The 22,900-nt window shown below is 60.9% G+C and carries 32 protein-coding genes; 20 read left to right on the plus strand and 12 right to left on the minus strand.

Annotated features, from left to right (window positions below; all coding sequences use genetic code 11):
• Nucleotides 1-127: 127 nt before the first annotated feature.
• Complete coding sequence (locus ACR0JI_RS14330; protein ID WP_209506176.1) at nt 128-490, plus strand: response regulator transcription factor; 363 nt, start codon at nt 128-130, stop codon at nt 488-490.
• On the opposite strand, the gene ACR0JI_RS14335 is transcribed toward ACR0JI_RS14330, so the two are convergent.
• A complete protein-coding gene (locus ACR0JI_RS14335) occupies nt 472-1,461 on the minus strand; it encodes a glutathione S-transferase family protein (protein ID WP_480494663.1) in 990 nt (329 codons plus the stop codon). The genes ACR0JI_RS14330 and ACR0JI_RS14335 overlap by 19 nt on opposite strands.
• A 212-nt stretch (nt 1,462-1,673) precedes the next feature.
• Between ACR0JI_RS14335 and ACR0JI_RS14340 the strand changes: the two genes are divergently transcribed.
• Nucleotides 1,674-2,027 carry a hypothetical protein gene (locus tag ACR0JI_RS14340; protein WP_480494662.1) on the plus strand — a complete coding sequence of 118 codons (354 nt, stop codon included), beginning with the start codon at nt 1,674-1,676 and terminating at the stop codon, nt 2,025-2,027.
• Between the two features lie 148 nt (nt 2,028-2,175).
• On the opposite strand, the gene ACR0JI_RS14345 is transcribed toward ACR0JI_RS14340, so the two are convergent.
• Nucleotides 2,176-3,348: a MalY/PatB family protein gene (locus ACR0JI_RS14345; protein ID WP_480494660.1), complete on the minus strand. Its 1,173-nt coding sequence runs from the start codon at nt 3,346-3,348 to the stop codon at nt 2,176-2,178.
• A 94-nt stretch (nt 3,349-3,442) separates the two neighbouring features.
• Here ACR0JI_RS14345 and def (ACR0JI_RS14350) point away from each other — a divergent pair, with 94 nt between their 5' ends.
• The 5 genes from def (ACR0JI_RS14350) to ACR0JI_RS14370 are packed head-to-tail and all read left to right on the plus strand — an operon-like array spanning nt 3,443 to nt 5,899.
• A complete protein-coding gene (gene def, locus ACR0JI_RS14350) occupies nt 3,443-3,961 on the plus strand; it encodes a peptide deformylase (RefSeq protein ID WP_480494658.1) in 519 nt (172 codons plus the stop codon).
• The gene (gene def / locus ACR0JI_RS14355; protein WP_480494656.1) at nt 3,958-4,452 is read left to right on the plus strand and encodes a peptide deformylase; all 495 of its coding nucleotides are present in this window, start codon (nt 3,958-3,960) and stop codon (nt 4,450-4,452) included. Before def (ACR0JI_RS14350) ends, def (ACR0JI_RS14355) begins: the two co-directional genes overlap by 4 nt.
• 53 nt (nt 4,453-4,505) lie before the next feature.
• The gene (gene fmt / locus ACR0JI_RS14360; RefSeq protein WP_480494654.1) at nt 4,506-5,414 is read left to right on the plus strand and encodes a methionyl-tRNA formyltransferase; all 909 of its coding nucleotides are present in this window, start codon (nt 4,506-4,508) and stop codon (nt 5,412-5,414) included.
• 10 nt (nt 5,415-5,424) lie between these two features.
• On the plus strand, nt 5,425-5,661 hold the full coding sequence (locus ACR0JI_RS14365; protein ID WP_480494652.1) for a hypothetical protein: 237 nt from the start codon (nt 5,425-5,427) through the stop codon (nt 5,659-5,661).
• Between the two features lies 1 nt (nt 5,662).
• Nucleotides 5,663-5,899 (plus strand): GlsB/YeaQ/YmgE family stress response membrane protein, encoded by a 237-nt coding sequence (locus ACR0JI_RS14370; protein WP_267364067.1) that lies wholly within the window; start codon nt 5,663-5,665, stop codon nt 5,897-5,899.
• 60 nt (nt 5,900-5,959) lie between these two features.
• Here the strand turns inward: ACR0JI_RS14370 and ACR0JI_RS14375 are convergent, their stop codons facing one another.
• The 7 genes from ACR0JI_RS14375 to ACR0JI_RS14405 form a co-directional block, all read right to left on the minus strand.
• A complete protein-coding gene (locus ACR0JI_RS14375) occupies nt 5,960-6,562 on the minus strand; it encodes a COG3904 family protein (protein ID WP_480494650.1) in 603 nt (200 codons plus the stop codon).
• Between the two features lie 64 nt (nt 6,563-6,626).
• Nucleotides 6,627-7,250 (minus strand): trimeric intracellular cation channel family protein, encoded by a 624-nt coding sequence (locus ACR0JI_RS14380; RefSeq protein WP_480494648.1) that lies wholly within the window; start codon nt 7,248-7,250, stop codon nt 6,627-6,629.
• Nucleotides 7,247-7,714, minus strand: coding sequence for a ribonuclease HI (gene rnhA / locus ACR0JI_RS14385; RefSeq protein ID WP_117872847.1), 468 nt, complete (start codon nt 7,712-7,714; stop codon nt 7,247-7,249). The genes ACR0JI_RS14380 and rnhA overlap by 4 nt, the downstream gene beginning before the upstream one ends.
• Nucleotides 7,707-8,294 carry a class I SAM-dependent methyltransferase gene (locus ACR0JI_RS14390; RefSeq protein WP_480494645.1) on the minus strand — a complete coding sequence of 196 codons (588 nt, stop codon included), beginning with the start codon at nt 8,292-8,294 and terminating at the stop codon, nt 7,707-7,709. The genes rnhA and ACR0JI_RS14390 overlap by 8 nt, the downstream gene beginning before the upstream one ends.
• Complete coding sequence (locus ACR0JI_RS14395; RefSeq protein ID WP_480473882.1) at nt 8,291-8,743, minus strand: DUF3429 domain-containing protein; 453 nt, start codon at nt 8,741-8,743, stop codon at nt 8,291-8,293. The genes ACR0JI_RS14390 and ACR0JI_RS14395 overlap by 4 nt, the downstream gene beginning before the upstream one ends.
• Nucleotides 8,740-9,690: a 4-hydroxy-3-methylbut-2-enyl diphosphate reductase gene (gene ispH, locus ACR0JI_RS14400; protein WP_480494643.1), complete on the minus strand. Its 951-nt coding sequence runs from the start codon at nt 9,688-9,690 to the stop codon at nt 8,740-8,742. The genes ACR0JI_RS14395 and ispH overlap by 4 nt, the downstream gene beginning before the upstream one ends.
• A 189-nt stretch (nt 9,691-9,879) precedes the next feature.
• Nucleotides 9,880-10,455, minus strand: a complete 576-nt coding sequence (locus ACR0JI_RS14405) for a LabA-like NYN domain-containing protein (RefSeq protein ID WP_209506211.1) — start codon at nt 10,453-10,455, stop codon at nt 9,880-9,882.
• Between the two features lie 149 nt (nt 10,456-10,604).
• On the opposite strand from ACR0JI_RS14405, the gene folK reads away from it, so the two are divergent.
• From folK to ACR0JI_RS14435, 6 genes are all read left to right on the plus strand, one after another.
• The gene (gene folK / locus ACR0JI_RS14410; protein ID WP_480494641.1) at nt 10,605-11,174 is read left to right on the plus strand and encodes a 2-amino-4-hydroxy-6-hydroxymethyldihydropteridine diphosphokinase; all 570 of its coding nucleotides are present in this window, start codon (nt 10,605-10,607) and stop codon (nt 11,172-11,174) included.
• Nucleotides 11,175-11,268: 94 nt separating this feature from the next.
• The gene (gene rpoZ, locus ACR0JI_RS14415; RefSeq protein ID WP_209506215.1) at nt 11,269-11,622 is read left to right on the plus strand and encodes a DNA-directed RNA polymerase subunit omega; all 354 of its coding nucleotides are present in this window, start codon (nt 11,269-11,271) and stop codon (nt 11,620-11,622) included.
• 26 nt (nt 11,623-11,648) lie between these two features.
• Complete coding sequence (locus tag ACR0JI_RS14420; RefSeq protein WP_480473878.1) at nt 11,649-13,781, plus strand: RelA/SpoT family protein; 2,133 nt, start codon at nt 11,649-11,651, stop codon at nt 13,779-13,781.
• Between the two features lie 16 nt (nt 13,782-13,797).
• Entirely contained in the window at nt 13,798-14,490 is a 693-nt protein-coding gene (locus ACR0JI_RS14425) for a DUF2062 domain-containing protein (protein ID WP_480494639.1), read from the plus strand.
• A complete protein-coding gene (locus tag ACR0JI_RS14430; protein WP_480483761.1) occupies nt 14,490-15,236 on the plus strand; it encodes a pyridoxine 5'-phosphate synthase in 747 nt (248 codons plus the stop codon). Before ACR0JI_RS14425 ends, ACR0JI_RS14430 begins: the two co-directional genes overlap by 1 nt.
• Entirely contained in the window at nt 15,233-15,859 is a 627-nt protein-coding gene (locus ACR0JI_RS14435) for a LysE family translocator (RefSeq protein ID WP_480494637.1), read from the plus strand. The genes ACR0JI_RS14430 and ACR0JI_RS14435 overlap by 4 nt, the downstream gene beginning before the upstream one ends.
• 39 nt (nt 15,860-15,898) lie before the next feature.
• Here ACR0JI_RS14435 and ACR0JI_RS14440 read toward each other — a convergent pair whose 3' ends face one another.
• Nucleotides 15,899-16,747 (minus strand): CE1 family esterase, encoded by an 849-nt coding sequence (locus tag ACR0JI_RS14440; RefSeq protein ID WP_480494635.1) that lies wholly within the window; start codon nt 16,745-16,747, stop codon nt 15,899-15,901.
• A gap of 127 nt (nt 16,748-16,874) precedes the next feature.
• Here ACR0JI_RS14440 and acpS point away from each other — a divergent pair, with 127 nt between their 5' ends.
• From acpS to ACR0JI_RS14460, 4 genes are all read left to right on the plus strand, one after another.
• The gene (gene acpS, locus ACR0JI_RS14445) at nt 16,875-17,294 is read left to right on the plus strand and encodes a holo-ACP synthase (RefSeq protein WP_209506227.1); all 420 of its coding nucleotides are present in this window, start codon (nt 16,875-16,877) and stop codon (nt 17,292-17,294) included.
• 62 nt (nt 17,295-17,356) lie between these two features.
• On the plus strand, nt 17,357-18,196 hold the full coding sequence (gene lepB, locus ACR0JI_RS14450) for a signal peptidase I (RefSeq protein ID WP_480473873.1): 840 nt from the start codon (nt 17,357-17,359) through the stop codon (nt 18,194-18,196).
• Nucleotides 18,193-18,870, plus strand: a complete 678-nt coding sequence (gene rnc, locus ACR0JI_RS14455) for a ribonuclease III (RefSeq protein WP_480494632.1) — start codon at nt 18,193-18,195, stop codon at nt 18,868-18,870. The genes lepB and rnc overlap by 4 nt, the downstream gene beginning before the upstream one ends.
• A 154-nt stretch (nt 18,871-19,024) precedes the next feature.
• Nucleotides 19,025-19,501 (plus strand): hypothetical protein, encoded by a 477-nt coding sequence (locus ACR0JI_RS14460; RefSeq protein ID WP_480473869.1) that lies wholly within the window; start codon nt 19,025-19,027, stop codon nt 19,499-19,501.
• A 51-nt stretch (nt 19,502-19,552) separates the two neighbouring features.
• Here ACR0JI_RS14460 and ACR0JI_RS14465 read toward each other — a convergent pair whose 3' ends face one another.
• Entirely contained in the window at nt 19,553-20,935 is a 1,383-nt protein-coding gene (locus ACR0JI_RS14465; RefSeq protein WP_480494630.1) for a multicopper oxidase family protein, read from the minus strand.
• Between ACR0JI_RS14465 and ACR0JI_RS14470 the strand changes: the two genes are divergently transcribed.
• From ACR0JI_RS14470 to ACR0JI_RS14480, 3 genes are read left to right on the plus strand one after another with little or no spacing between them, the layout of a single operon-like run.
• Nucleotides 20,934-21,062, plus strand: a complete 129-nt coding sequence (locus tag ACR0JI_RS14470; RefSeq protein ID WP_480494628.1) for a hypothetical protein — start codon at nt 20,934-20,936, stop codon at nt 21,060-21,062. The genes ACR0JI_RS14465 and ACR0JI_RS14470 overlap by 2 nt on opposite strands.
• 33 nt (nt 21,063-21,095) lie before the next feature.
• Nucleotides 21,096-22,004, plus strand: coding sequence for a GTPase Era (gene era / locus ACR0JI_RS14475; RefSeq protein ID WP_480473866.1), 909 nt, complete (start codon nt 21,096-21,098; stop codon nt 22,002-22,004).
• Complete coding sequence (locus ACR0JI_RS14480) at nt 22,001-22,330, plus strand: DUF1491 family protein (RefSeq protein WP_209598772.1); 330 nt, start codon at nt 22,001-22,003, stop codon at nt 22,328-22,330. Before era ends, ACR0JI_RS14480 begins: the two co-directional genes overlap by 4 nt.
• 43 nt (nt 22,331-22,373) lie before the next feature.
• Here the strand turns inward: ACR0JI_RS14480 and ACR0JI_RS14485 are convergent, their stop codons facing one another.
• The gene (locus ACR0JI_RS14485; protein WP_480494626.1) at nt 22,374-22,772 is read right to left on the minus strand and encodes a RidA family protein; all 399 of its coding nucleotides are present in this window, start codon (nt 22,770-22,772) and stop codon (nt 22,374-22,376) included.
• Between the last annotated feature and the right edge of the window lie 128 nt (nt 22,773-22,900).

Here is a 22,900-nt window from a genome sequence, read left to right on the forward strand (position 1 = left end):
TACACAAGCAAATCCGCCCGAACACGCAAGCGTGCGGCCGCTGTTAACACTTTGTTAAGGAAATAACGAGATCACGGACCACGGGGGTCGGCACCACTCACCATACCAAGTGCCGAGGTTGTTGCAAATGAAAGTTCTGATTGTTGAGAGTAACCCCGACCTTGGTCGGGTCTGGAAAAGACATCTGGAGCGGCAAGACGCCGAAGTCACACTGGTTGACGCTCAGGAGGCCGCCATTCTGGCGCTCTATGGCACGGATTTTGATATCATCGTGCTGGATCTGGTTCTGGAAACCGGAAGCGCATTGGCTGTGGCCGATTTTGCCAGCTATCGCCGCCCCGAGGCGCGGGTGATTTTTGTCACCAACACCACCTTCTTTTCCGACGGGTCGATTTTTGCGCACAGTCCCAATGCCTGTGCCTATGTTCAAAGCGAAACGCCGCCAGAGGATCTGGCGGCGATGGTCGAACATTACGCTGCGGGGCGCTGACCGCGTCCATGCGGCTCCATGTAATCCAGCACCGGGTTCACCGGAATGATCCGGTGCGGATTGATGCTGTCATGGCTGTAGTGATAGTGGCGCACAATGTGGGTCATGTTCACGGTCTCGGCGACACCGGGCCATTGATACAGCTCACGCGTATAGGCCCATAGGTTCGGGTAATCGACCAGGCGCCGCCGGTTGCACTTGAAATGCAGGTGATAGACCGGGTCGAAGCGGATCAGGGTTGTGAACAACCGCCAATCGGCTTCGGTGATCCGATCCCCCATCAGGTAACGGTTCCGGGCCAGACGCTCCTCCAGCCAGTCCAGCGTGTCGAACAATGGGTGTACGGCAGCGTCATAGGCGTCCTGCGTGGTGGCAAAGCCCGACTTGTAGACGCCGTTGTTGACGTCTGAATAGATGCGCGTGTTGACCTCTTCGATCTCGACCCGCATCGCCTCGGGCCAGTAATCGTCCGTATTGCCAGTGATATCGTTGAAGGCCGAATTGAACATGCGGATGATTTCCGAACTTTCGTTCGAAACGATGGTCTCCTGCACCTTGTCCCACAGGATCGGAACCGTGACGCGACCGGAATAGGACGGATCCGCCTTGGTATAGATCTGATGTGCATGGCTCAGCCCGTAAAGACCGTCACCCGTGGCACCGTGATCATCCACCTCAAAGGTCCAGCCCTGGTCCAGCATGTCGGGATGCACGACCGAAACCGGGATCAGATCGCTCAGCCCTTTCAACGCGCGAAAGATCAGGGTGCGATGCGCCCAGGGGCAGGCGTGGCTGACATACAGGTGATACCGCCCGGCTTCGGCCCGGAACCCGCCTTTGCCCGACGGTCCCGCGCGGCCATCGGCGGTCAGCCAGTTGCGAAACTGCGCCGCGCTGCGTTTGAATGCGCCACCGGTGGATTTGGTGTCATACCAGGTGTCTTGCCATTTTCCGTCGACCAGCAGGCCCATATCTCATCCTCCGCACAGGCGTTTGGTCAAAGATAGGTCCAAGCCCCGCCCGTTCCTATGCATTTGCCCGCGCACAAGACCTGCATGCGCGCACAGCCAATGCTGGGATTTCTGTGCAACAAACCGCAGGCACAGCCAGTTCCGTGAACGCGTTCACTGGATTTTTACAACAGTTCCCGCACAATAGAGGTCATTAGCGGGGGAATGATTTAATGAGTACTTATGTTTCAAAGGAAATACGCGCCGAGTTGGATGCGGCCCGAATCGCCACATTGAAAAAGGCCAGTCGCCTTCGTGTCCAAATGGGCGACAATACCTATAAAATTCTCAAATTGTGGAAAGATGGTTTCACGGTTGAGGCGGAAACAACACCGCGCCTGCGCGGGTTGGTCGATATCTATGACGGGGCCAATCTTATGTATCAATGCCTGATCATTGCCGATCAGGATGAAGGCGGCGAGATGCGGTATGAATTCAAACGCAGCACCGCCGCCCATGACAAGGCACCGCTGGATTTCTACCGCGCCCCGGATGCGCCCATCGCACTGCTGGGCTACGAAGACTAGGCTCGGATTTTCATCGTCCCGGGTTCAGTCAGGGTGACGCCCACCATGCCGTAGGGCTGGCCTTCGATTTGGAATTCACCATTCGGGTCCGCGCCCGGACAACAGGCGCGGTTCATCGTGAGGCCAGTCAAACCAGCCACCGCTTGGCTTATTGCAGGTCGCCAAAGGCCCGCTTCAGCCGCACGCAGGCGTCCTCGACCCGCGCCCGTTGTGTGGCCAGGTTGAACCGTTCAAACGTTTCTCCGCCAGTGCCAAAGCCGGGCCCGGACGAGGTTGCAATCCGCGCGTCCTCTCGCAATCGGCGGACAAATTCAGCGTGATCCATGCCGGTGCCGGAAAAATCGACCCAGGCCAGATAGGTCGCCTGCAAGGGCATCGACCAAAGGCCCGGAATCGCGGCGATGGTCTGGTCGAACAGACGCCGGATTTCCTCCAGATGCGCGATCTGGGCATCTGCCCATTCCGCGCCGGCCGGGCTGTAGGCGGCGGTGATCATCGCCACACCCAACGCGCTGGGGCCATAATCCAGCGTTGTCAACCGATGCTTCATCGCCTCGCGCAGTTTGGGGTCGGGAATGATCATGTTGCCGGTGCGCTGCCCGGCGATGTTAAAGGTCTTCGATGCCGCTGTCAGCGTCACCGTCCAAGGCCGCGCATCCGGGGCCGCCACATCCATCGGCACAAACTTGGCACCGGGATAGACCAGATCGTGGTGAATCTCGTCTGACACAAGGATCAGCCCGTTGCGCTCGGCAAATGCGGCCACGGCGCGCAGTTCCTCTGGCGTCCAGACCCGGCCCGACGGGTTCTGCGGCGAACACCACAGCAACATCTTCTCGGACCCGTCCAGCCGCGACTGCGCATCCTCCAGATCAAGCCCATAGCTGTCGCCGTCGCGCACCAGCGGGCATTCCACAACCCGGCGGCCCGCCTTGTTCACCTTATGGGCAAACTCATGGTAGACAGGGGTGAAGGTCACGATGCGATCGCCAGGCTCGGTCCAGACATCCAGCGACAGGGCAATAGCATTGCCCAGACCCTGAGACGTCAGAACCCAGTCCGTGTCAATTTCCCAGTCGTGGCGGGTTTTCATCCACCATTGAACCGAGGCCAGATACTCCGGGTGCGCCCAGGAATACCCGAACACGCCGTGATCTGCGGCCTTGCGCACTGCGTCGATCACGCAGGGGGCCGTCGGGTAATCGGAATCGGCCGTCCACATGGCCAGCCCGTCTTCGGGCGAGACACCGTACAGCATCTCCATCTTGTCCCATTTGGTACTGTTGGTGCCCCGGCGGTCGATCAGGTCGTTGAAAGTCATGTCAGCTCCATTCTGATGGTCGAAAGCTAACCGCAATTCAGGCAGGTGCAAGGGGGGCGTTGCGGCGCGGGGCACGATGCCCTAAATCAGCCTCATGAAACGTAACATCCTGATCTATCCCGACCCCCGTCTCAAGAAGGTCTGCGCCCCCGTGGCCGATCTCACGGACGACCTGCGCGCACTAGCCGATGATATGCTGGAAACGATGTATGACGCCCCGGGTGTTGGCCTCGCCGCGCCACAGATCGGCGTGCTGGATCGCTTGATCGTGCTGGATTGCATTAAGGAAGAAGGCGAGGCGCCGCGCCCGCTGATCATGTTCAACCCGCAGGTCATCGCGGCCTCGGAAGAAACCAATGTCTACGAGGAAGGCTGCCTGTCGATCCCTGATCAATACGCCGAGGTGACGCGCCCCAAAGTGGTCGATGTGACTTGGATGGACCGCGACGGAAACCTGCAACAGGAAACCTTTGACGGGCTCTGGGCCACCTGCGTTCAGCACGAGATCGATCATTTGGACGGCAAGCTGTTCATTGACTATCTCAAGCCGCTGAAACGGCAGATGATCACCCGCAAGATGCAAAAGCTCAAACGCGAACGGGCCCGTGCATGACCGTTCGTACCTGCCTGCCATGGCCTGACAAGCGCCTGCGCACCAAGGCGGATGAGGTGCCCGAGATCACCGATGAGGTCCGCGCCATCTGGGACGACATGATCGACACGATGGAGGCGATGCCCGGCGTCGGTCTTGCCGCGCCACAGATCGGGGTGATGCTGCGGCTTGCCGTTGTTGACGGCTCTGCCGAACGGGGCCGGGCCGTGCGTCTGGCAAACCCGGAAATCCTGCACAGCTCGATCGAGCTGCGCGAACATGAAGAGGCCAGCCCGAACCTGCCCGGCGTCTCGGCCACAATCAAACGCCCGCGCGCGGTGACCGTGAAGTTCCTGAACGAACATGGCATGCTGGATCGCCGCGATTTCGTCGGGATCGATGCGACCAGCGTGCAGCACCAGATCGACCACCTGAACGGACGGATGTATTTCGACCGGCTTAGCAAGGTCAAACGTGACATGCTGCTGCGCAAGGCACGCAAACAACCCTGACGTCCCTAGGCCGGGCTTCAGCCCGGCACCCGTCCCAACTGCCGGAGCCAACGATGCGCATCATCTTCATGGGAACCCCGGATTTTTCGGTCCCGGTGCTGGACGCACTCGTCAAGGCCGGGCACGACATCGCCGCCGTCTACTGCCAGCCCCCGCGCCCCGCCGGACGTGGCAAGAAAGACCGCCCGACACCGGTTCACGCCCGGGCCGAGGCGCTGGGCCTGCCCGTCCGCCACCCGGTCTCTCTGAAATCTGCTGACGAACAAACCGCGTTTGCCGCGCTGAACGCCGATATCGCCGTCGTCGTCGCGTATGGCCTGATCCTGCCGAAACCCATTCTGGACGCGCCGCGACACGGCTGCCTGAACATCCACGCCAGCCTGCTGCCGCGCTGGCGCGGTGCCGCCCCGATCCACCGGGCGATCATGTCCGGCGATGCCGAAACCGGGATCTGCATCATGCAGATGGAGGCCGGTCTGGACACCGGCCCGGTCCTGCTGCGACAGGCAACCTCGATTGAGGCTGAAGAAACCACCGCGCATCTACATGACCGGCTCTCGGCCATGGGGGCCGCGCTGATCGTCGAGGCTCTGGCCAAGCTGCCGGATCTCACACCGGAACCGCAGCCCGAGGATGGCGTGACCTATGCCGCCAAGATCGACAAGTCCGAGGCCCGCATCGACTGGACACGCCCGGCGGTCGAGGTCGACAGGCAAATTCGCGGGCTGTCACCCTTTCCCGGCGCGTGGACCGAAATGAATGGCGAACGCATCAAGCTGCTGGCATCGCGGCTGGCAGACGGGCAGGGCGCAGCGGGGGAGGTTCTGAACGACGACCTGCACGTGGCCTGCGGTCAGGGTGCGGTCGAACTGCTGCGCTTGCAACGGGCGGGTAAAGGCGCGCAGGATAGGGAAACCTTCCTGCGGGGCTGGCCCATTCCCACCGGCACCCGCCTGACCTAGGAGAAGCCCGATGTTCATGGTGATGATGGGGACCGTCGTGATTGCCGGGATTGTCGGATATCTGTCCGAACAGACCGGGTTCACCCATAACGGCTATCTTCAGTCGATCATCATCTGCGTGGGCGGGGCGTTCATGTTCTACTTCATCCGCATCATGTTCGGCATCAGCTTTGGCCCTCCGGGTCTGGACGCGGTGATCTCGTCTATCGGCGCCCTGATCATCGTGCCGACGCATTGGAGGAAGTGACATGCCCATCGTCGCCCTGATCATCATCGGCGCTGCCGCGGGGTTCCTCGCCACCCGCCTGATGCGGATCGAGGCGGACATTCCAACCACCATGCTGATCGGCGTCATAGGGGCCCTGATCGGTGGGTTCGTTCTGCGGTTTCTGATAACCGTCATGGGCTGGATGTCGGGTTTTGTGGGTGCTGTTCTGGGCGCATTGCTGGTGATCTGGATCTGGCAGACCTACCTGCGCCGCTGATGTATTCCTGGGCCGCGCATTCCGTCCCGGAAACCTTCACTCGACAGATAGCGCAGCAGATCAGCGCTCGTCGCACTCCAGCGCTGAACCAAGCGCCGGGGCAGCTTTCGTCGTCATATCGAACCGGTTCGCCTCGGCGGCGGTCATCCAGTGGATGCTGTCGGCCGGGGCCGCATACAGCGTGTACCAGTAAAACGCCTCATCGACGCCAATGTCCCTGAAATAATCCAGATAGCGGTCATGTTCCGGGTCATCCTCGGGCAGCTCCGTGGCCACCAGCCCCGACCCGGCCCAGCTGTGAACGCCGACGCAGGCCCCCGGCTGCAAAACACGGCGATGTCCGGCCAGAAACAGATCGGTGCCGCCGCTGGCAACCAGACCGTCCGAGGGCACGATGGTATCGAACCCGGCCTTGCGCACCTCGCGGCTGAAGATGACATTGGCGTCGTCATCCACTGATCCCTCAATATATTGCAGCACCAGCGTGCGCGCTTCGGGATTTTCGGCGGTGACGTCTTCGAAAGCGGACAGCGTTGTTTCGTCAATCGTGCCCGAGGCGATGATCCGGTCACCCTCAGCAACAAAGCGGACGGGTGCATAATATGCGCCGCATGAGGCCAGCAAAGCCAGTGAGACCGCAATCGATGTAAGTCTGAACGGCATTTGGCCTCCGGGCTGCGCGTTCCAAACAGCTATCAGCCCGCCCCGGTCGCGTCCACCGACAGGTTCAGTTTCGGGGCGGGCGGCTTTTGTAGACGGGCAACTGCCAGCCAAACACCAGCGACCCGGCCCGCAAGGCCCAGCACACAATAGCGCACAGGCCCAATACAAAGGCGGGCTCCAGCCCCAGCCTGACCGCAAGTACCGCCGTCAACGCCCCCACAAACGCGCACGAGACGTAAAGTTCGCCCTGTTTCAGCACCAGCGGCACCTCGTTGCAGACCACGTCGCGCATCAGCCCGCCCAGACACCCGGTCGTCACTCCCATCAGCACGACGATGATACCGGGCTGATCCAGTGACAACGCGGCACCGGTTCCGGCCGCAACGGCGACTGACAGCGCGAAACTGTCCAGCCAGACCAGCCAGTTATAGCGGCTTTCCACCAGATGCGCGGTAAAGAATACAAACACCGCCGCCGCGACGGCGATCAGGATGTAATCCGGCTGGCCGACCCAGAAGATCGGGTGCCGGTCCAGCAGCAGGTCGCGTACCGTGCCGCCGCCAACTGCGGTCAGGCAGGCCATGAAAGCAAAACCCACCAGATCCAGCTGTGCCCGGCTGGCCACCAGCGCCCCGGTCAGCGCAAAGATCAGAACCGAGGCATAATCCAGCAGCGTCAGCGCGCTCACGCCTGCGCCTTTTTCGGCTTGAACGGCGCCATGCCTGCGCGAGCCAGTTCATCGGCCTTTTCGTTTTCGGGATGGCCTGCGTGGCCCTTGACCCATTCCCATGTCACATCATGTCGTTCCTGCGCTTCGTCCAGACGCTGCCACAGATCGACATTCTTGACCGGTTTCTTGTTCGAGGTTTTCCAGCCATTCCGCTTCCAGCCGAATATCCAGCCGGTGACGCCGTTCTTCACATAGGCGCTGTCGGTGACAATGGTGATCTTCGACGGGCGCTCCAGCGTCTCGAGCGCGCTGATGGCAGCCAGCAACTCCATCCGGTTGTTGGTCGTCTCGGCCTCGCCGCCGTTCAGTTCCCGCTCCTTCAAAACCCTGTCCCCGTCCATCGCGCGCAGCAGCACGCCCCAGCCTCCGGGGCCGGGATTGCCGGAACAGGCGCCATCTGTATAGGCAAACAACTCAGGCATGGGCGAACACCAGAATAAACCCGTCGTACGACCCGGCCAGACCCTTGCCCATTCCTTCGACCGCGCGGTCAACCGTGAACCCGGCCTGGGTCAGCGCCTCTCGGATTTCGGCTTCCGAGTAATAGGTGTAATAGCGGTCCAGATCGTCACGATGCTCGCCCGAGCCCAGCTTCATGCCCAGAAACAGCTGGCCTCCGGGCTTCAGGGCCGTGTGGATCGCTTTCAGGTGACGCGGAAAATCCGCACGCGGCGCGTGCAGCAGGGAAAAACTGGCGTAGACGCCATCATATTCGGCGGTTTCGGTAACGTCGTCGAACGTGCCCAGATGCGCGTCCACCCCGTTCCGGCGGGCATGTTCGACAAAGGCGGGGGTGGCATCCAGCGCCCGCACCTTCAGCCCCTGACGCATCAGGAAACCGCTGTCCGATCCGGGTCCTGACCCCAGATCCAGCACATAGCCGCCCGCACCGACCGCATCGGCAAAATCCTGACGGGTCTTGAGCTGTTCGGCTGGCAAAGGAATGGCCAGATATTCGTTTACTCTCTTCGTATAGGCATCAATTGTGCGTTTGTCGCTCACAGGTACACTCCGACGGCTAGGCTGGCCAGAACGACTGCGGTCAGCAGGATACGCAGCTGCATCCACCAGACCGGCGTCAGCCGCCAGTATGAAAACAGGGCGTCCAGCAGCAGCAAGCCGGTGAACCCGTAGATCAGATTGGTGCCCGCAGTGACCGGCCCGCCGCCCGTCATGGCAAAGGCCCACAGCGCAGGCAGGACCGACAGCGCATAACACAGCGCCGCCTTGCTGCCCGAGGTTTTGGTGGCAAACCCCCACAGCACACCTGACATAAAGCTCAGGATGACCGAGCCATAAAACAGCTGCACATAAGGCCCGACAAAGCGCGGGCCAAATGTATGCGTGCCCCAGTCGTTCAGATCGCCGTTCAGATATGTCAGCGCGCCCCAGACAAACGGGACCAGTCCCGCCAGCCCAAGATAAAGCGGCGCCTTCGGCACGCCGGTCACGCCGGTTGCCTCAACACGCGCGGTACTTTGAACTCGACGTTTTCGGTTGCGGTCTCGACCGGCTCGACAGTGACATCGTAATGGTCGCGGAAGGCGTCGATCACCTCGTTCACCAGCAATTCCGGGGCAGATGCGCCTGCGGTCACCGCAACGCTTTCGATGCCCTGCAAAGCGCGCCAGTCGATCTCGGTCGCACGCTGGACCAGCTGCGCGTATTTGCACCCCTCGCGTGAGGCAACCTCGACCAGACGGCGGGAGTTTGACGAGTTCGGAGCTCCCACAACCAGCAGCGCATCGGCCTTGGGGGCCACGGCCTTCACGGCCTCCTGCCGGTTGGTGGTGGCATAACAGATGTCTTCCTTATGCGGCCCGACAATGGCCGGGAACCGGTCCTGAAGGGCTGCGATGATGTCCTTGGTATCATCCACTGACAGGGTGGTCTGGGTGACAAAGGCCAGCTTGTCGGGGTCGCGCACCTGCACGGTGGCCACATCCTCGACCGTTTCGACCAGCAGCACATCACCCTTTGGCAACTGTCCCATCGTGCCAACGGTTTCGGGATGGCCCTTGTGGCCGATCATGATCATCTGCAATCCCGCATCCGCATGGCGCTGCGCCTCGACATGAACCTTCGACACCAGGGGACAGGTGGCATCCACATAGATCATCTCACGTTGCGCGGCTTCGGCGGGTACCGATTTCGGAACACCATGGGCGGAAAAGATCACCGGGCGGTCATCGGGGCATTCATGCAGTTCTTCGACAAACACAGCCCCTTTGGCCCGCAACCCGTCGACCACGAATTTGTTATGCACGATCTCGTGGCGCACATAGACCGGCGGCCCCCATTTCTGCAGGGCCATTTCAACGATCTTGATGGCGCGGTCCACACCGGCGCAGAACCCGCGGGGGGCGGCCAGGTAAAGTGTCAGTGGCGGCTTGGTCATTCGGCTGTCTCCTTAGGGCACAGGTAAGTCTTTTCCCGGCCTTGGTCCAGACAGGACATTGTCATTCATCTGACACGAATCGTTGTTAGTCAGAGGATGTTTCAGCACCAATCCTTAGTTAAAGAAGCGCGGCCAGGACCCCGGTCCTGACCGCGCGAATTTTTCCCATCAACAGGCAGTGGTGCCGGATCAGCTGCCGCCTGCAACCGCGACGCTGCGATGCTCTGCCGGCATTTCACGCGGCGGGCGACCGATTACGTCGCGCAGGTCTTCCAACTCGATGAAGTTGTCGGCCTGGCGGCGCAGTTCGTCCGAAATCATCGGCGGCTGACTGCGGATGGTCGACACGACTGATACGCGAACGCCCTGACGTTGCAGGCTGGCGATCAGCGGGCGGAAATCCCCGTCACCCGAGAACAGCACGATATGATCCACACGCGGTGCCAGTTCCATGGCATCGACCGTCAGCTCGATATCCATGTTTCCTTTGACTTTCCGACGCCCCATGCTGTCGGTGTATTCCTTGGCCGGTTTTGTGACCATGGTGAAGCCGTTGTAATGAAGCCAGTCAACCAATGGGCGGATCGGTGAATACTCGTCGTTTTCAAGCAGCGCTGTATAGTAGAAAGCCCGAAGCAACTTGCCACGGCGCATGAATTCCTGCCGCAGAAGTTTGTAGTCTATGTCAAAACCGAGTGCTTTTGCCGCGGCATAAAGATTCGAGCCGTCGATGAACAGCGCTAGCCGTTCGTCCTTATAAAACATAAATAGGTCCTTCCGGTATAATCCAGATTGCGCCGCGTTACGTGAGTGAGTGGGTGTGTGAGTTATAATATGGCGCACTCTGGTGGGCTTATAATTAGAACTTTTGTCGGTTATCGCAAGTATGCAATGTGTCGAATATAGGGTAGCATATGTACAATTCTTTGCCAAATGCGGTTGTGGCATTGGGCGCAAATCTCGATCTGAGAGGAAATGGGCCCGCTGTAACGCTACAGCGCGCAATTGACGCACTTTCGCAGCAGGGCGTAGTGATTCGCTCTGTCAGCCGGTTTTTTGCGACACCCTGCTTCCCCGCTGGCGCTGGTCCGGACTACGTGAATGCGGCTGTGCTGATCGAAACTGACAAATCCCCGGCCGAGCTTTTGCGCCTGCTGCACGAGGTCGAGCACCAGTTCGGCCGTGAACGGGTGCAGCGCTGGGGAATGCGGACGCTGGATCTGGATCTTGTGTGCTATGGCGATCAGATTCTGCCCGACCGCGCCCTGTTCGACCGCTGGCTGACTCTGCCGCCCGAGGCACAGCGGCAAGAAGCACCGGAACAGTTGATCCTGCCGCATCCGCGCCTTCAGGACCGCGCTTTTGTGCTTGTGCCGATGGCGGATATTGTGCCCGACTGGCGCCACCCTGTGCTTGATCGCACGGTTTCCCAGATGGTCGCCGACCTGCCCCCGTCCGAGGTTGCGGCGGTTACGCCGCTGTGATCCCTGCAAATGCAGCATTTCCTGCTTGTCAAGGCGCGGAATCGCGCTTAGATAAACCTCTTCCTGACATGGACTCAGAAACGGAGAGCGCCCAATGGCCCGCGTGACGGTTGAAGATTGCGTAGACAAGGTTCCAAACCGGTTCGAACTGGTGATGCTGGCCGCCCATCGGGCGCGCGAGATTTCTGCCGGTGCCGCGATTACCGTTGACCGCGACAACGACAAGAACCCTGTCGTGTCCCTTCGCGAAATCGCCGACGAGACCCAAGGCGCGGACGCCCTGCGCGAACGCCTGATCGAGGCCAACCAGACCCAGATCGAGGTTGATGAGCCGGAAGAAGATCAGATGGCGCTGCTGATGGGTGCCGAGTCGGACAAGCCTGCGATGGACGACATGTCCGAAGAAAAGCTCCTGCGCGCTCTGATGGAGGCTCAAGGGCAGGGGTAAGCTCCAAAGACGAAGGTGCGGGCCGGATGATTTCTGCTGACGATCTGATTGCGCTGGTCCGCAACTACAATCCCAAGACAAATGCTGAACGTCTCGCGCTGGCCTATGAGTTTGGCCAGCAGATGCACGCAGGGCAATTCCGCCACTCTGGCGAACCCTATTTTACCCACCCTGTTGCCGTTGCCGCCATCCTGACCGAACAGCGTCTGGATGATGCGACGATCATTACGGCTTTGCTGCATGACACGATCGAAGACACCAAGGCCAATTACGGCAAGGTGTCCGACCTGTTCGGGGATGAGGTCGCCAAACTGGTCGATGGCGTCACCAAGCTGACCAACCTGCAACTGTCCAGCCGCGAAACCAAACAGGCCGAGAATTTCCGCAAGCTGTTCATGGCCATGTCCAAGGACCTGCGGGTCATTCTGGTCAAGCTGGCCGACCGTCTGCACAACATGCGCACCATCAAGGCGATGCGGCCCGAAAAGCAGGTTCAGAAAGCGCGCGAGACGATGGATATCTACGCGCCGCTTGCGGGCCGCATGGGGATGCAATGGATGCGCGAGGAGCTCGAAGACCTCGCGTTCCGCGTCCTGAATCCCGAAGGCCGCCAGTCGATCATCCGTCGCTTTATCACGCTGCAACGCGAAACCGGCGATGTGATCCACCGCATTACCGGCGACATGCGCCACGAGCTGGAAAAGGCAGGCATTGAGGCCGAAGTCTTTGGCCGCGCCAAGAAACCCTATTCGATCTGGCGCAAGATGCAGGAAAAGGATCAGGGCTTCTCGCGCCTCTCGGACATCTACGGGTTCCGCATCATCACGCAGACGGAAGAAGACTGCTATCGCACGCTTGGGGCCATCCATCAGCGCTGGCGCGCGGTGCCGGGGCGGTTCAAGGACTATATCAGCCAGCCGAAATCGAACGGCTACCGTTCAATCCATACCACGGTTTCAGGGCGCGACGGCAAACGGGTCGAGGTTCAGATCCGCACCCGCCAGATGCACGATGTGGCCGAAACCGGCGTTGCGGCGCACTGGTCCTACCGGGACGGGGTGCGCACGGAAAACCCCTTTGCCGTCGACCCGGCGAAGTGGATATCCAACCTGACCGAGCAATTTGACAACGAGGATGATCACGAAGATTTCCTCGAAGCCGTCAAGCTCGAGATGTATTCGGACCAGGTCTTTTGCTTCACCCCCAAGGGCGACGTGGTGAAACTGCCGCGCGGTGCGACCCCGATCGATTTCGCCTATGCCATCCACACCCGGATCGGCCATGCCTGCGTGGGGGCCAAGGTCGATGGCATTCGTGTGCCGCTCTGGACGCGGATGAAGAACGGCCAGTCCGTGGATATCATCACCGCTGACGGGCAGACACCGCAGGTCACGTGGCTTGAGATCGCCGTCACCGGCAAGGCCCGTACCGCCATCCGCCGCGCCCTGCGCGAGGTGGATCGCGAACGGTTCATCAAGCTGGGCAAGGAACTGGCGCGCTCGGGCTTTGACCATGTGGGTCGCAAGGCCACCGACAAGGCGCTTGATACCGCCGCCAAGCACCTGCGCCTGAAAGACCGGCATGAATTGCTGGCCCGTCTGGGCAGTGCCGAACTGACCGCTCATGAGGTGGTTCAGGCCGTTTATCCAGAACTGGCTCAGGATGACGGCGATGCCATCCCACTGCGGCGCGCGGTGATCGGTCTTGAGCCCGGCCAGAAATTCGACCGCGCGCCCTGCTGCCAGCCGCTGCCGGGCGAACGGATCGTCGGCATCACCTACCGGGGCAAGGGTGTTGTGGTGCACGCCATCGACTGCGACAAGCTCAGCCAATATGAAAGCGAACCGGAACGCTGGGTCGATCTGCATTGGCATTCTGGCACGCACCCGGCCGTCTATGGGGCGACACTGGATCTGACCATCGGCAACGATGCCGGGGTTCTGGGGCGCATTTGCACATTGATCGGCGAGAAAAAGGCCAATATCTCAAACTTGGAATTTGTGGACCGCAAACCGGATTTTTACCGCCTACTGATCAATGTCGAACTGCGCGACCTTGAACAGTTGCATTCGCTGATGCTGATGCTTGAGGCTGAAAGCGACGTTGCAGCGGTCGAGCGTTATCGGGACCGGACCAAAACCGCGACCGCGGCTGGCTGAGAAGGGGTGATCACGGGTGGTATTCAAGCGCCGAGACCGACGCTCTCCTGTTCAGGTCGCTTCGGAACTCGTCTATCCGCGTGGCGGATGGACCCGCGCCTTCCACTATGTCAAACACCGTGTCCGCCGCCTGCCGGATTCCCCTGACCGGATTGCCCGTGGCATCGGGGCGGGCGTTTTTGCATCCTTCACGCCGTTTTATGGGCTGCACTTTCTGGTCGCCGCAATTGGTGCGCGGCTGATCAAGGGAAATATTCTGGCCGCGCTCAGCGGCACGTTCTTCGGCAATCCCCTGACCTATGTCCCGATTGGGGTGATCTGCCTGCAAACCGGGCATTTCCTGCTGGGCACCGAATATGAAGAAGGCGACACGCAGGGGCTGATGGGCAAGTTTGCCGACGCCATCGGTGACCTCAAGGACAACCTTCTTGCCCTGTTCACGGACCGCGTGGCCGACTGGCACGGGCTGGGGCAGTTCTATCACGACGTTTTCTATCCCTACATGATTGGCGGCATCATTCCCGGCATCGTGGCGGGCATCATCTGCTACTACCTCAGCCTGCCGCTGATCCTGACCTACCAGCTGCGCCGCCGCGCCAAGATCAAGGCAAAGTTTGAAGAAATCAAACGCCGGGCCGAAGAAACACCTGCCGGTCCCGCGCCAAGATCGCTAAGGTCGGGGCGAAAATCTGCAAAAGGAACCAAATGATGTCCGAAAGCCGTCTGCGTCTGGGTGTGAATATCGATCATGTCGCCACCGTGCGCAACGCGCGCGGCGGGGCCTATCCTGACCCGCTGCGCGCCGCCAAGCTGGCAGAGGAGGCCGGCGCCGACGGCATCACCGCGCATCTGCGCGAAGACCGCCGCCATATCTCGGACGCCGATATCGACGGGCTGATGGAGGTTCTGTCGGTGCCTCTGAACTTTGAAATGGCCGCCACCGAAGAGATGCAGAAAATCGCCCTGCGCCACAAACCGCACGCCGTCTGTATCGTTCCCGAAAAGCGCGAGGAACGCACCACCGAAGGCGGGCTCGAAGTCGCGCGCGAGGAAAACAAGCTGGCCCATTTCATCGCCCCCCTGCGCGAGGCCGGGTGCCGCGTGTCGATCTTCATCGCCGCGGATCAGCGCCAGATCGAGGCCGCGCACCGCATCGGTGCCGAGGTGATCGAACTGCACACCGGTGCCTATTGCGACGCCCATGCCGAAGGACGTATGGACGCCGCCGCGCGCGAGCTTGAATCGCTGCGCCAGATGTCCACCTTTGCCCATTCGCTGGGGCTCGAGGTCCATGCAGGCCATGGCCTGACCTATGACTCCGTAAAGCCGGTTGCCGCCTTCCCCGAGGTCATGGAACTGAACATCGGGCATTTCCTGATTGGCGAGGCGATCTTTCTGGGTCTCACCCCCGCCATTCGGGAAATGCGCCGCCTGATGGACGAGGCGCGCGCGTGATCACCCCCGGCTTTATCGCCATCTGGTTCGCCTGGCTGATGGCCGGGGGCTCGCCGGGCCCGGCCACGATGGGCATTGCCGGAACCGCCATGAACGAAGGCCGCACCGCCGGGCTGGCCTTTGCCCTTGGCATCTGCGCCGGATCGGCCGCTTGGGGCATTGCCGCAGCGCTGGGCCTGTCGGCGGTCATGCTGGCCAATGTCTGGCTGTTCGAGGTGATCCGCTATGTCGGCGTGGCCTATCTGGGCTGGCTGGCGCTGAAGGCCCTGAAACGCGCGATGACCTCGGATGATGAGGTCGCCCTGGGCAAACCGGTCACCGGCACGCTGCCCACGATCTTTGCCAAAGGTGCGGCGATCCACCTGACCAACCCCAAGGCAATCCTCAGCTGGGGGTCGATCTATGCCATCGTCGCGCCAAGCGATGCCAGCCTGCCGATGCTGCTGAGCTATTTCGCCATGCTGTACGCAGGATCACTGATGATCTTCATCGGCTATGCGTTTTTGTACTCATCCGCCCGCATGGTCCGCACCTACCGCCGCGCCCGCCGCTGGTTCGATTTCGCCTTCGCCGGGTTCTTTGGCGTGGCGAGTTACAAGATCCTGACGGTGCGGTTGTTGTAAAGCAGGCGAAATTGATTTCGGCAAAAGCCGGTGGAAGCGCTAGGGCGCGTTCGAGATTTCCAAAAACCATTCCGCCACGGCATTTGCCCAACCGGGTTGCCTGCCGTGGCCATGTGGCCCCAGCGCCAGGGTGACAGAGCCGTCCTGACACTCGGTCCACTTCTTTCGCCAGGTTGCGCCCTCTGTTGAAACGCTGTTCGCCATCTGCCCGCATCCATTGGTTCTGGTCAGAATTTCAATGGATTTCAAAACGCTACCCTGTTCGAAATCATAGTCCCCAAAGGTCACAAAACGCCCCTCCAGCGGGACGGTCCGGTCTGCAAATCCGTGGGAATGATGCATGTGAACCGGGCCGCTGCACCGCCGCCACATTGGCTCCCAAAAAGCCCCTGATGCCGAGGCATAGGCAAAGGCAAAGGAATGATCCGTGCAGGCCTTGTCCCAAACCAGTGATCCGCCGCGTGAATACCCCGCCAGCAAAATGCGATCTGCGTTCAGGTCGAAACGGGCAATGGCGTCTTCCTTGATCTGCTCCAGCGCGGCCAGATCATCCCGCGGCCAGCGATAGCCATCATGCACCCCCCAGTCCAACACCTTGGGGTTGCCAATGTCGACCTGACCATTCGGCGCGATAAAGGCGATGCCGCGGTCGGTAAAGGCCGCCGCGAGGCCGGAAAGATTCACGGCTGAATTCGCCGTTGCCCCATAGCCATGCAGATAGATAACAGCTGGAGGCTCGGGCGCGGCCTCGGGCAGAACCACCCGATAGGACAACTCTCCTACCTGACAGGGGGTATCCTCGGTTCCGCAATCCTGTGCAAAAGCGGGGAAAACGGTGCTTGCGACAATGCCAGCCACCGCGATTGCCATGAACGGAATTTTCGACATTGCGTCCCCCCACACCAACGTAAAAATTGAACATTCCGGTAAAGTATATCACGGAATGCGGCAACCAACCGCTTGCGTGTGGTCATCAATTGCCGTTGATTGGCCCGACCAGAGAAATGAGAGCCACATGATCCTCGGCATCGGCACAGACCTTGCAAATATCGACCGCATTCAGGGCACGCTCGACCGGTTCGGCGACCGGTTCCGCAACCGTGTCTTTACTGACACCGAACAGCGCAAGGCCGAACGCCGCGCCGATACCGCAGGCACTTATGCAAAACGCTGGGCCGCGAAAGAGGCATGTTCCAAGGCGCTCGGCACCGGCCTGCGCATGGGCATTTCGTGGAAGGACATGGCCGTCACCAACCTGCGCACCGGGCAGCCGGTGATGCATGTCACAGGCTGGGCCGCCGAACGCCTGAACGAACTGACCCCCGCAGGGCACGAGGCGATCATCCACGTCACGCTGACCGATGACCACCCCTGGGCACAGGCCTTTGTCGTGATCGAGGCGCGTCCTCTGCAAGATCACGTCACACAGCCTTGACTTGACCCCATCCCCCCCGCATGTAGCAGCGAAGCCAAGCACAGAGAACTGGAGAGAGCAGTATGGCCGAGGAAGCCAAAACCGGAAGCGGCGTCTGGGAAACGATCAAGACCATCGTCTATGCCCTGCTGATCGCGGGCGTGTTCCGGACCCTCTTCTTTCAACCGTTCTGGATTCCGTCCGGTTCGATGAAGCAGACGCTGCTGATCGGCGATTTCCTCTTCGTCAACAAGATGGCCTACGGCTATTCCTACGCCTCATGTCCCAGCCTGATCATCCCCAGTGTCGGCCTGAATATCGACGCCGAAGATCTCTGTGGCTGGATGCAGGGCGACGACGGAAGCCGCATCTGGGGCGGCGATCCCGTGCGCGGCGACGTCATTGTCTTCCGCCACCCGGTCAGCGGGCGCGACTATATCAAGCGCCTGATCGGCCTGCCGGGCGACCGCATTCAGGTCCGCGAGGGGCAGATCATCCTCAACGGCACACCGGTTCCGCAACAGCCTGACGGCATATTCACCGAAATCGCCGAACCACAGGGCCCGCAACGCCTGCGCCCACGCTGCGAAAACGGCCCCGTTGGCGTTGGCGGCGCCTGTGAAAAGTCGCGCCTGATCGAAACCCTGCCCAACGGCGTCACCTATGACGTGCTGAATATCGGCAATCAGGGCTCGGACAATACCGGCATCTATACTGTGCCCGAGGGCCATTATTTCTTCATGGGCGACAACCGCGACAACTCGGCTGACAGCCGCCTGCCGCAATCCGCTGGCGGGGTTGGCTATGTGCCTTACGAAAACCTGATCGGTCGCGCCGACCGGATCATGTTCTCGTCTGCCGGCCGGTCGATGCTGTTCTTCTGGACCTGGCGCGGGGATCGCTTCTTCAAGGCGGTCAATTGAAGCTCTCAGCCGAGATAAAGGCCTTCCAGCAGCGTTTGGGGTATGAATTTGCCAACCCCGAGCTGCTGGTGCGTGCGCTGACCCACGGCTCGGTCTCATCGTCGACCCGGCCCGACAATCAGCGGCTTGAATTTCTGGGCGACCGGGTGCTGGGTCTTGTCATGGCCACCGCGCTGCTTGAGGCCGACAAGAAAGCCTCCGAAGGCCAGCTTGCGCCCCGGTTCAACGCTCTGGTCCGCAAAGAGGCCTGCGCAGATGTCGCCCGCCAGATCGATCTGGGCGCGGTGCTGAAACTGGGCCGGTCCGAGATGCTCTCGGGTGGGCGCCGCAAACAGGCGCTGCTGGGCGACGCGATGGAGGCGGTGATTGCCGCCATCTACCGCGACGCCGGGTTCGAAGCTGCCCGCGATGTTATTCTCGCCCTCTGGGGCGACCGTATCTACAAGGTCGAGGCCGACGCCCGCGACGCCAAAACCGCGCTTCAGGAATGGGCACAGGCGCGCGGCCAGAAACCACCTAGCTATGTCGAGGTCAAACGCAGCGGCCCCGATCACGCCCCCGTCTTCACAATCGCCGCCCGCCTTCAGGACGGAACCGAGGCACAAGCCACCGCAGGCTCCAAGCGCCAGGCCGAACAGGCGGCCGCCAAGGCGTTGCTGGATCGGGTCAGCTGATCGGTGCTGCCGCCCGGCCTGTCACAAGTTTCAATCAAACTTGAAGACTATAGCCGCCACGACCCGAGACATGTATCTGGGTGTTAACTGCTTTGGCATCAGTCTGACTGCGACAGGTCAAAGCACTTGAGAAACAACGGATAAAGGCAATCCAATGCAACGTGCAAAACTCTCGCTCGTCAATATCGGCTTTCTGTTCATTGCCGGGTTTGTGGCAACCATGGCCTTCGATTTCTGGGGGCAGGTCGTCAGCCCAGGCATCGGCTGGGCCAACCTGTCACCCGAAGGTCTGGCGCAGAGTTTGCTGTCCAGTCTGGGCCTTCCCAGCAACGCTTTTCTGGGTTTCTTCGTGCATTTCTACATTGTCGGCCTGATTGCCTATCCTTTGGGCTGGTTCCTTGTTTTCCAGCCAATCTGGGTCAAGGTTCTGGGCCCGGTCCACATGTTTGTTGCCTCGGCAATCTATGGTTTCGGTCTGTGGGTATTTGCTATCGGAGGTGTCACGACCTTTGCAGGTCTGCCGCCGTTCCTGAACTTTGTCGGCATCACATGGGTCGCGCTGATCGGACACGTTTTGTACGGCATCGTGTTTGTGGCCGTGCTGAACCCCATCCTGCGCCGTCACCCGTGATCTGATCCGTTCAACCCGCCGGTCCGGTGTCGGGCCGACGGGTTTCATCGTTCAAACCACCCGGATGAACCCGGTCAGCCCGGTTTTCTGATGTTCGATCACATGGCAATGAAACGCCCAGTCGCCGGGGTTGTCCGCCACCAGCGCTATATCCGCCACCTCATCCTTCAACAGCAGCATCGTGTCCGTCATCAGTGGTGGCAGGATGCGCAGGTTGGATCGCAGCGGCACGAAGGCCAGCCCGTGCAGGTGGATCGGATGCAGGTTCGGCGACTCGTTGCGCAACCGCAGGACATAACTTTTTCCCTGTTCCAATACTGCCAGCGGCCCGGTGCCCTGCGCCGCATCGCCCGGCCAGGGTTTGCGGTTGATCGACCAGAAACTATACCCCAGCGTGCCGCAGAACCCGTCATTCGGGGCACCGCCCTCCGGCGTCCAGCCAAAGACGAACTCATGCAATTCCGCACGGTCCGGATCGGGGCGCGCAACGGGGTTTGCCCGCAGCGGGCGCAGCTCTCTCAGATCGCGCGCCGCTGATGTGCCAGTAGCCCGCAAGCGCACCATGGCGCGGTGCGGCTGGCCGGGAAACTTGGCCATCAGGTCCGCCGTCTGCCCTTCGCCCTCGGGCATCCGGACGGCAAAATCCACCCGCTGACCGGGGCCCAGCAACAGCGGTTCATCCGCCGTTGGCACCGGTAGGTCGATCTCGACCGGATGCCCGTCCCACGCGATGATCCGGGTCTCGGCCCCCTCGGGATGCAGCTTGTAGATGCGGGTCGTGTCCGTGTTGACCACCCGCAGCCGCACCAGACTGCCCGCCGCATGCTCATAGACCGCCTCGCCCTGCCAGTTGGCGGTCTGCACTGTACCAAACGTGCCCGCCCGCGCCGCACCCCGCGCCGTATAGGCAGGCAGGAACGCGTCATCCTCGTCCAGACGGAAATCCCGCAGATTGATCACCTGTTCGCTGTCGAACCCCGGCTCGTCCGGCTCGGCAATCACCATCACGCCGGTCAGCCCGCGCGCCATCTGCTCCATCGTCATGCAATGGGGGTGGTACCAGTAGGTCCCCGCATCCGGTGGCGTGAACTCATAGGTAAAGCGCTCACCCTCGCCGATGGGCATCTGGGTCAGGTAAGGCACCCCGTCCATCTCGTTGCGAATGCGCAGCCCGTGCCAGTGCATCGAAGTGTAATCCGGCAGCGTATTGCGCACACTCAGCCGCATAGGCTCGCCCTGTCGCCCAAACAGAACCGGCGGCGGCGCATCGGGCGAGAGGCTGACCATCCCCGCGGTAAGCTGTTCTCGCAGCCGGTAACTGGCGGGTTGCAGCACCAGTTCCTGTGCTGCATCACCTGCCGCCAGCGACCATCCGCCCAACCCAAACGCACCTGCGGCGGCGCCGCTTCCAAGAAGAAACTCGCGACGTTTCATGACAACCTCATTGAAAGGATTTGCGGCCGGGCTGGAACTGGCTGGGCACCTGCGCCTGTCCTGCCACCGCAAACGCAGGGCCGCAATGCGACAAATCCCTCTGGCCCGCCGCCCCTTTCTGCTATAGGGGGGCGCAGTTGCAGACAGGATTGCCAGACACATGACCACACGCGCCGGATTTATCGCCCTGATCGGAGAGCCCAACGCAGGCAAATCCACCCTCCTGAACCGCATGGTCGGGGCAAAGGTCTCGATCGTGACCCATAAGGTGCAGACCACACGCGCCCGTATCCGGGGCGTTGCGATGGAAGGCGATGCGCAACTGGTCTTTGTGGACACGCCGGGTCTGTTCAAACCGCGCCGCCGTCTGGACCGTGCCATGGTCGCCGCCGCCTGGGGCGGGGCCGCCGATGCCGATATCGTCGTGCTGATGGTCGAGGCGCATCGCGGCATCACCGAAGGGGTCGAACGCATCCTCGAAGGGCTGGCCGAGATCGGGCAGGGCCGCACCATCGCGCTGGCCATCAACAAGATCGACAAGGTGCCGTCCGAGAAACTGCTGGCGCTGACCAGCGACCTGAACGCGCGCTACCCCTTCGCCGAAACCTTCATGATCTCGGCCGAAAAAGGCCACGGCGTCGACGACCTGCGCAAATGGCTGGCGGGCGAATTGCCCGAAGGCCCGTGGCTTTATCCCGAAGATCAGATCGCCGATCTGCCCCTGCGCATGATCGCCGCTGAAATGACGCGCGAGAAGCTGACCCTGCGCCTGCATCAGGAACTGCCCTATCAGCTGACGGTCGAGACCGAAAACTGGGAAGAACGCAAGGACGGCTCGGCCAGAATCGATCAGGTCATCTATGTCATGCGCGACGGCCACAAGGGCATCGTTCTGGGCAAGAAGGGCGAGACGATCAAGGCCGTCAGTCAGGCCGCGCGGGCGGAACTGGAAGAGTTCCTCGACCGCAAGATCCACCTGTTCCTGCAAGTGAAAGTCCGGCCCAACTGGCTTGAGGAATCCGAGCGCTATTCGGAAATGGGTCTGGATTTCAAAGACGGCAACGCATGACCCGCCTGACCGCTGATTTCTGGGTTCACGCCTATCTGGCGCGGCTCCGGTTTCAGGAAATCCCCGCCTTTGTTGTGGCCCATGGCGATGACACCGCGGGCGCGGTTCTGGTCAAGCTCAACACGCTCGACGGGCAGGCCACCGCCTTTCAGCGCAGCTTTGATCTGATGAGCGGCGAACGCACATGGGTCGAACTTTCCTCTGGCCCCGAGGGCGACGTGGATCACGCCATCCAGCGCCAGCGCAGCTTTGACCCCGACCTCTGGGTGATTGAGGTCGAAGACCGGCAAGGCCGACATCTGCTGGGCGAAGAGGGGCTGGAGTAGCGGGCCAGACGCATGTCGGCTTTGAGCCCAAAGCGGAAATGATCTACGCGTTGGCCACAAACGCATCCACTTCGATTTCAACCAGCCATTCAGGATTGATGAACCTGTCGATCGCCATAATCGTGTCCACAGGTTTGACATCCCGGCAATAGGCCTTTCTGGCCTCAATCGCCTCTTTCCAGTTGTTGATATCGGTGAGGATCACGCGAGTACGCACCATATCATCAAGACCAGAGCCAGCTTCCTCCAGCGCGGCTTTGATGATTTCAAAGCAATGCGTTGTTTGGGCGAAAACATCGCCCACGCCCACCGTGTTGCCATCTGTATCAACGGGTGCAGTGCCCCCAACCGAGATGAATGGTCCTACCCGGACAGCTCTACTGAAGCCCACGATGTCTTCCATGGGATTCCCGTTCGATATCAGCTTGCGCTCGTATGTCATCTCTCTCCTCCACCTGATAATGGTGAGGTTGGTGTAGCATATTTTTTGTGGGGCCGAGGCCGAAAACCAGACGGCGGCTTTGTCCGCATAGATGCCCAGTCCCCTGCCGTCGGACCAAGCGATTCACG

It is taken from the genome of Ruegeria sp. N10 (assembly GCF_056531545.1).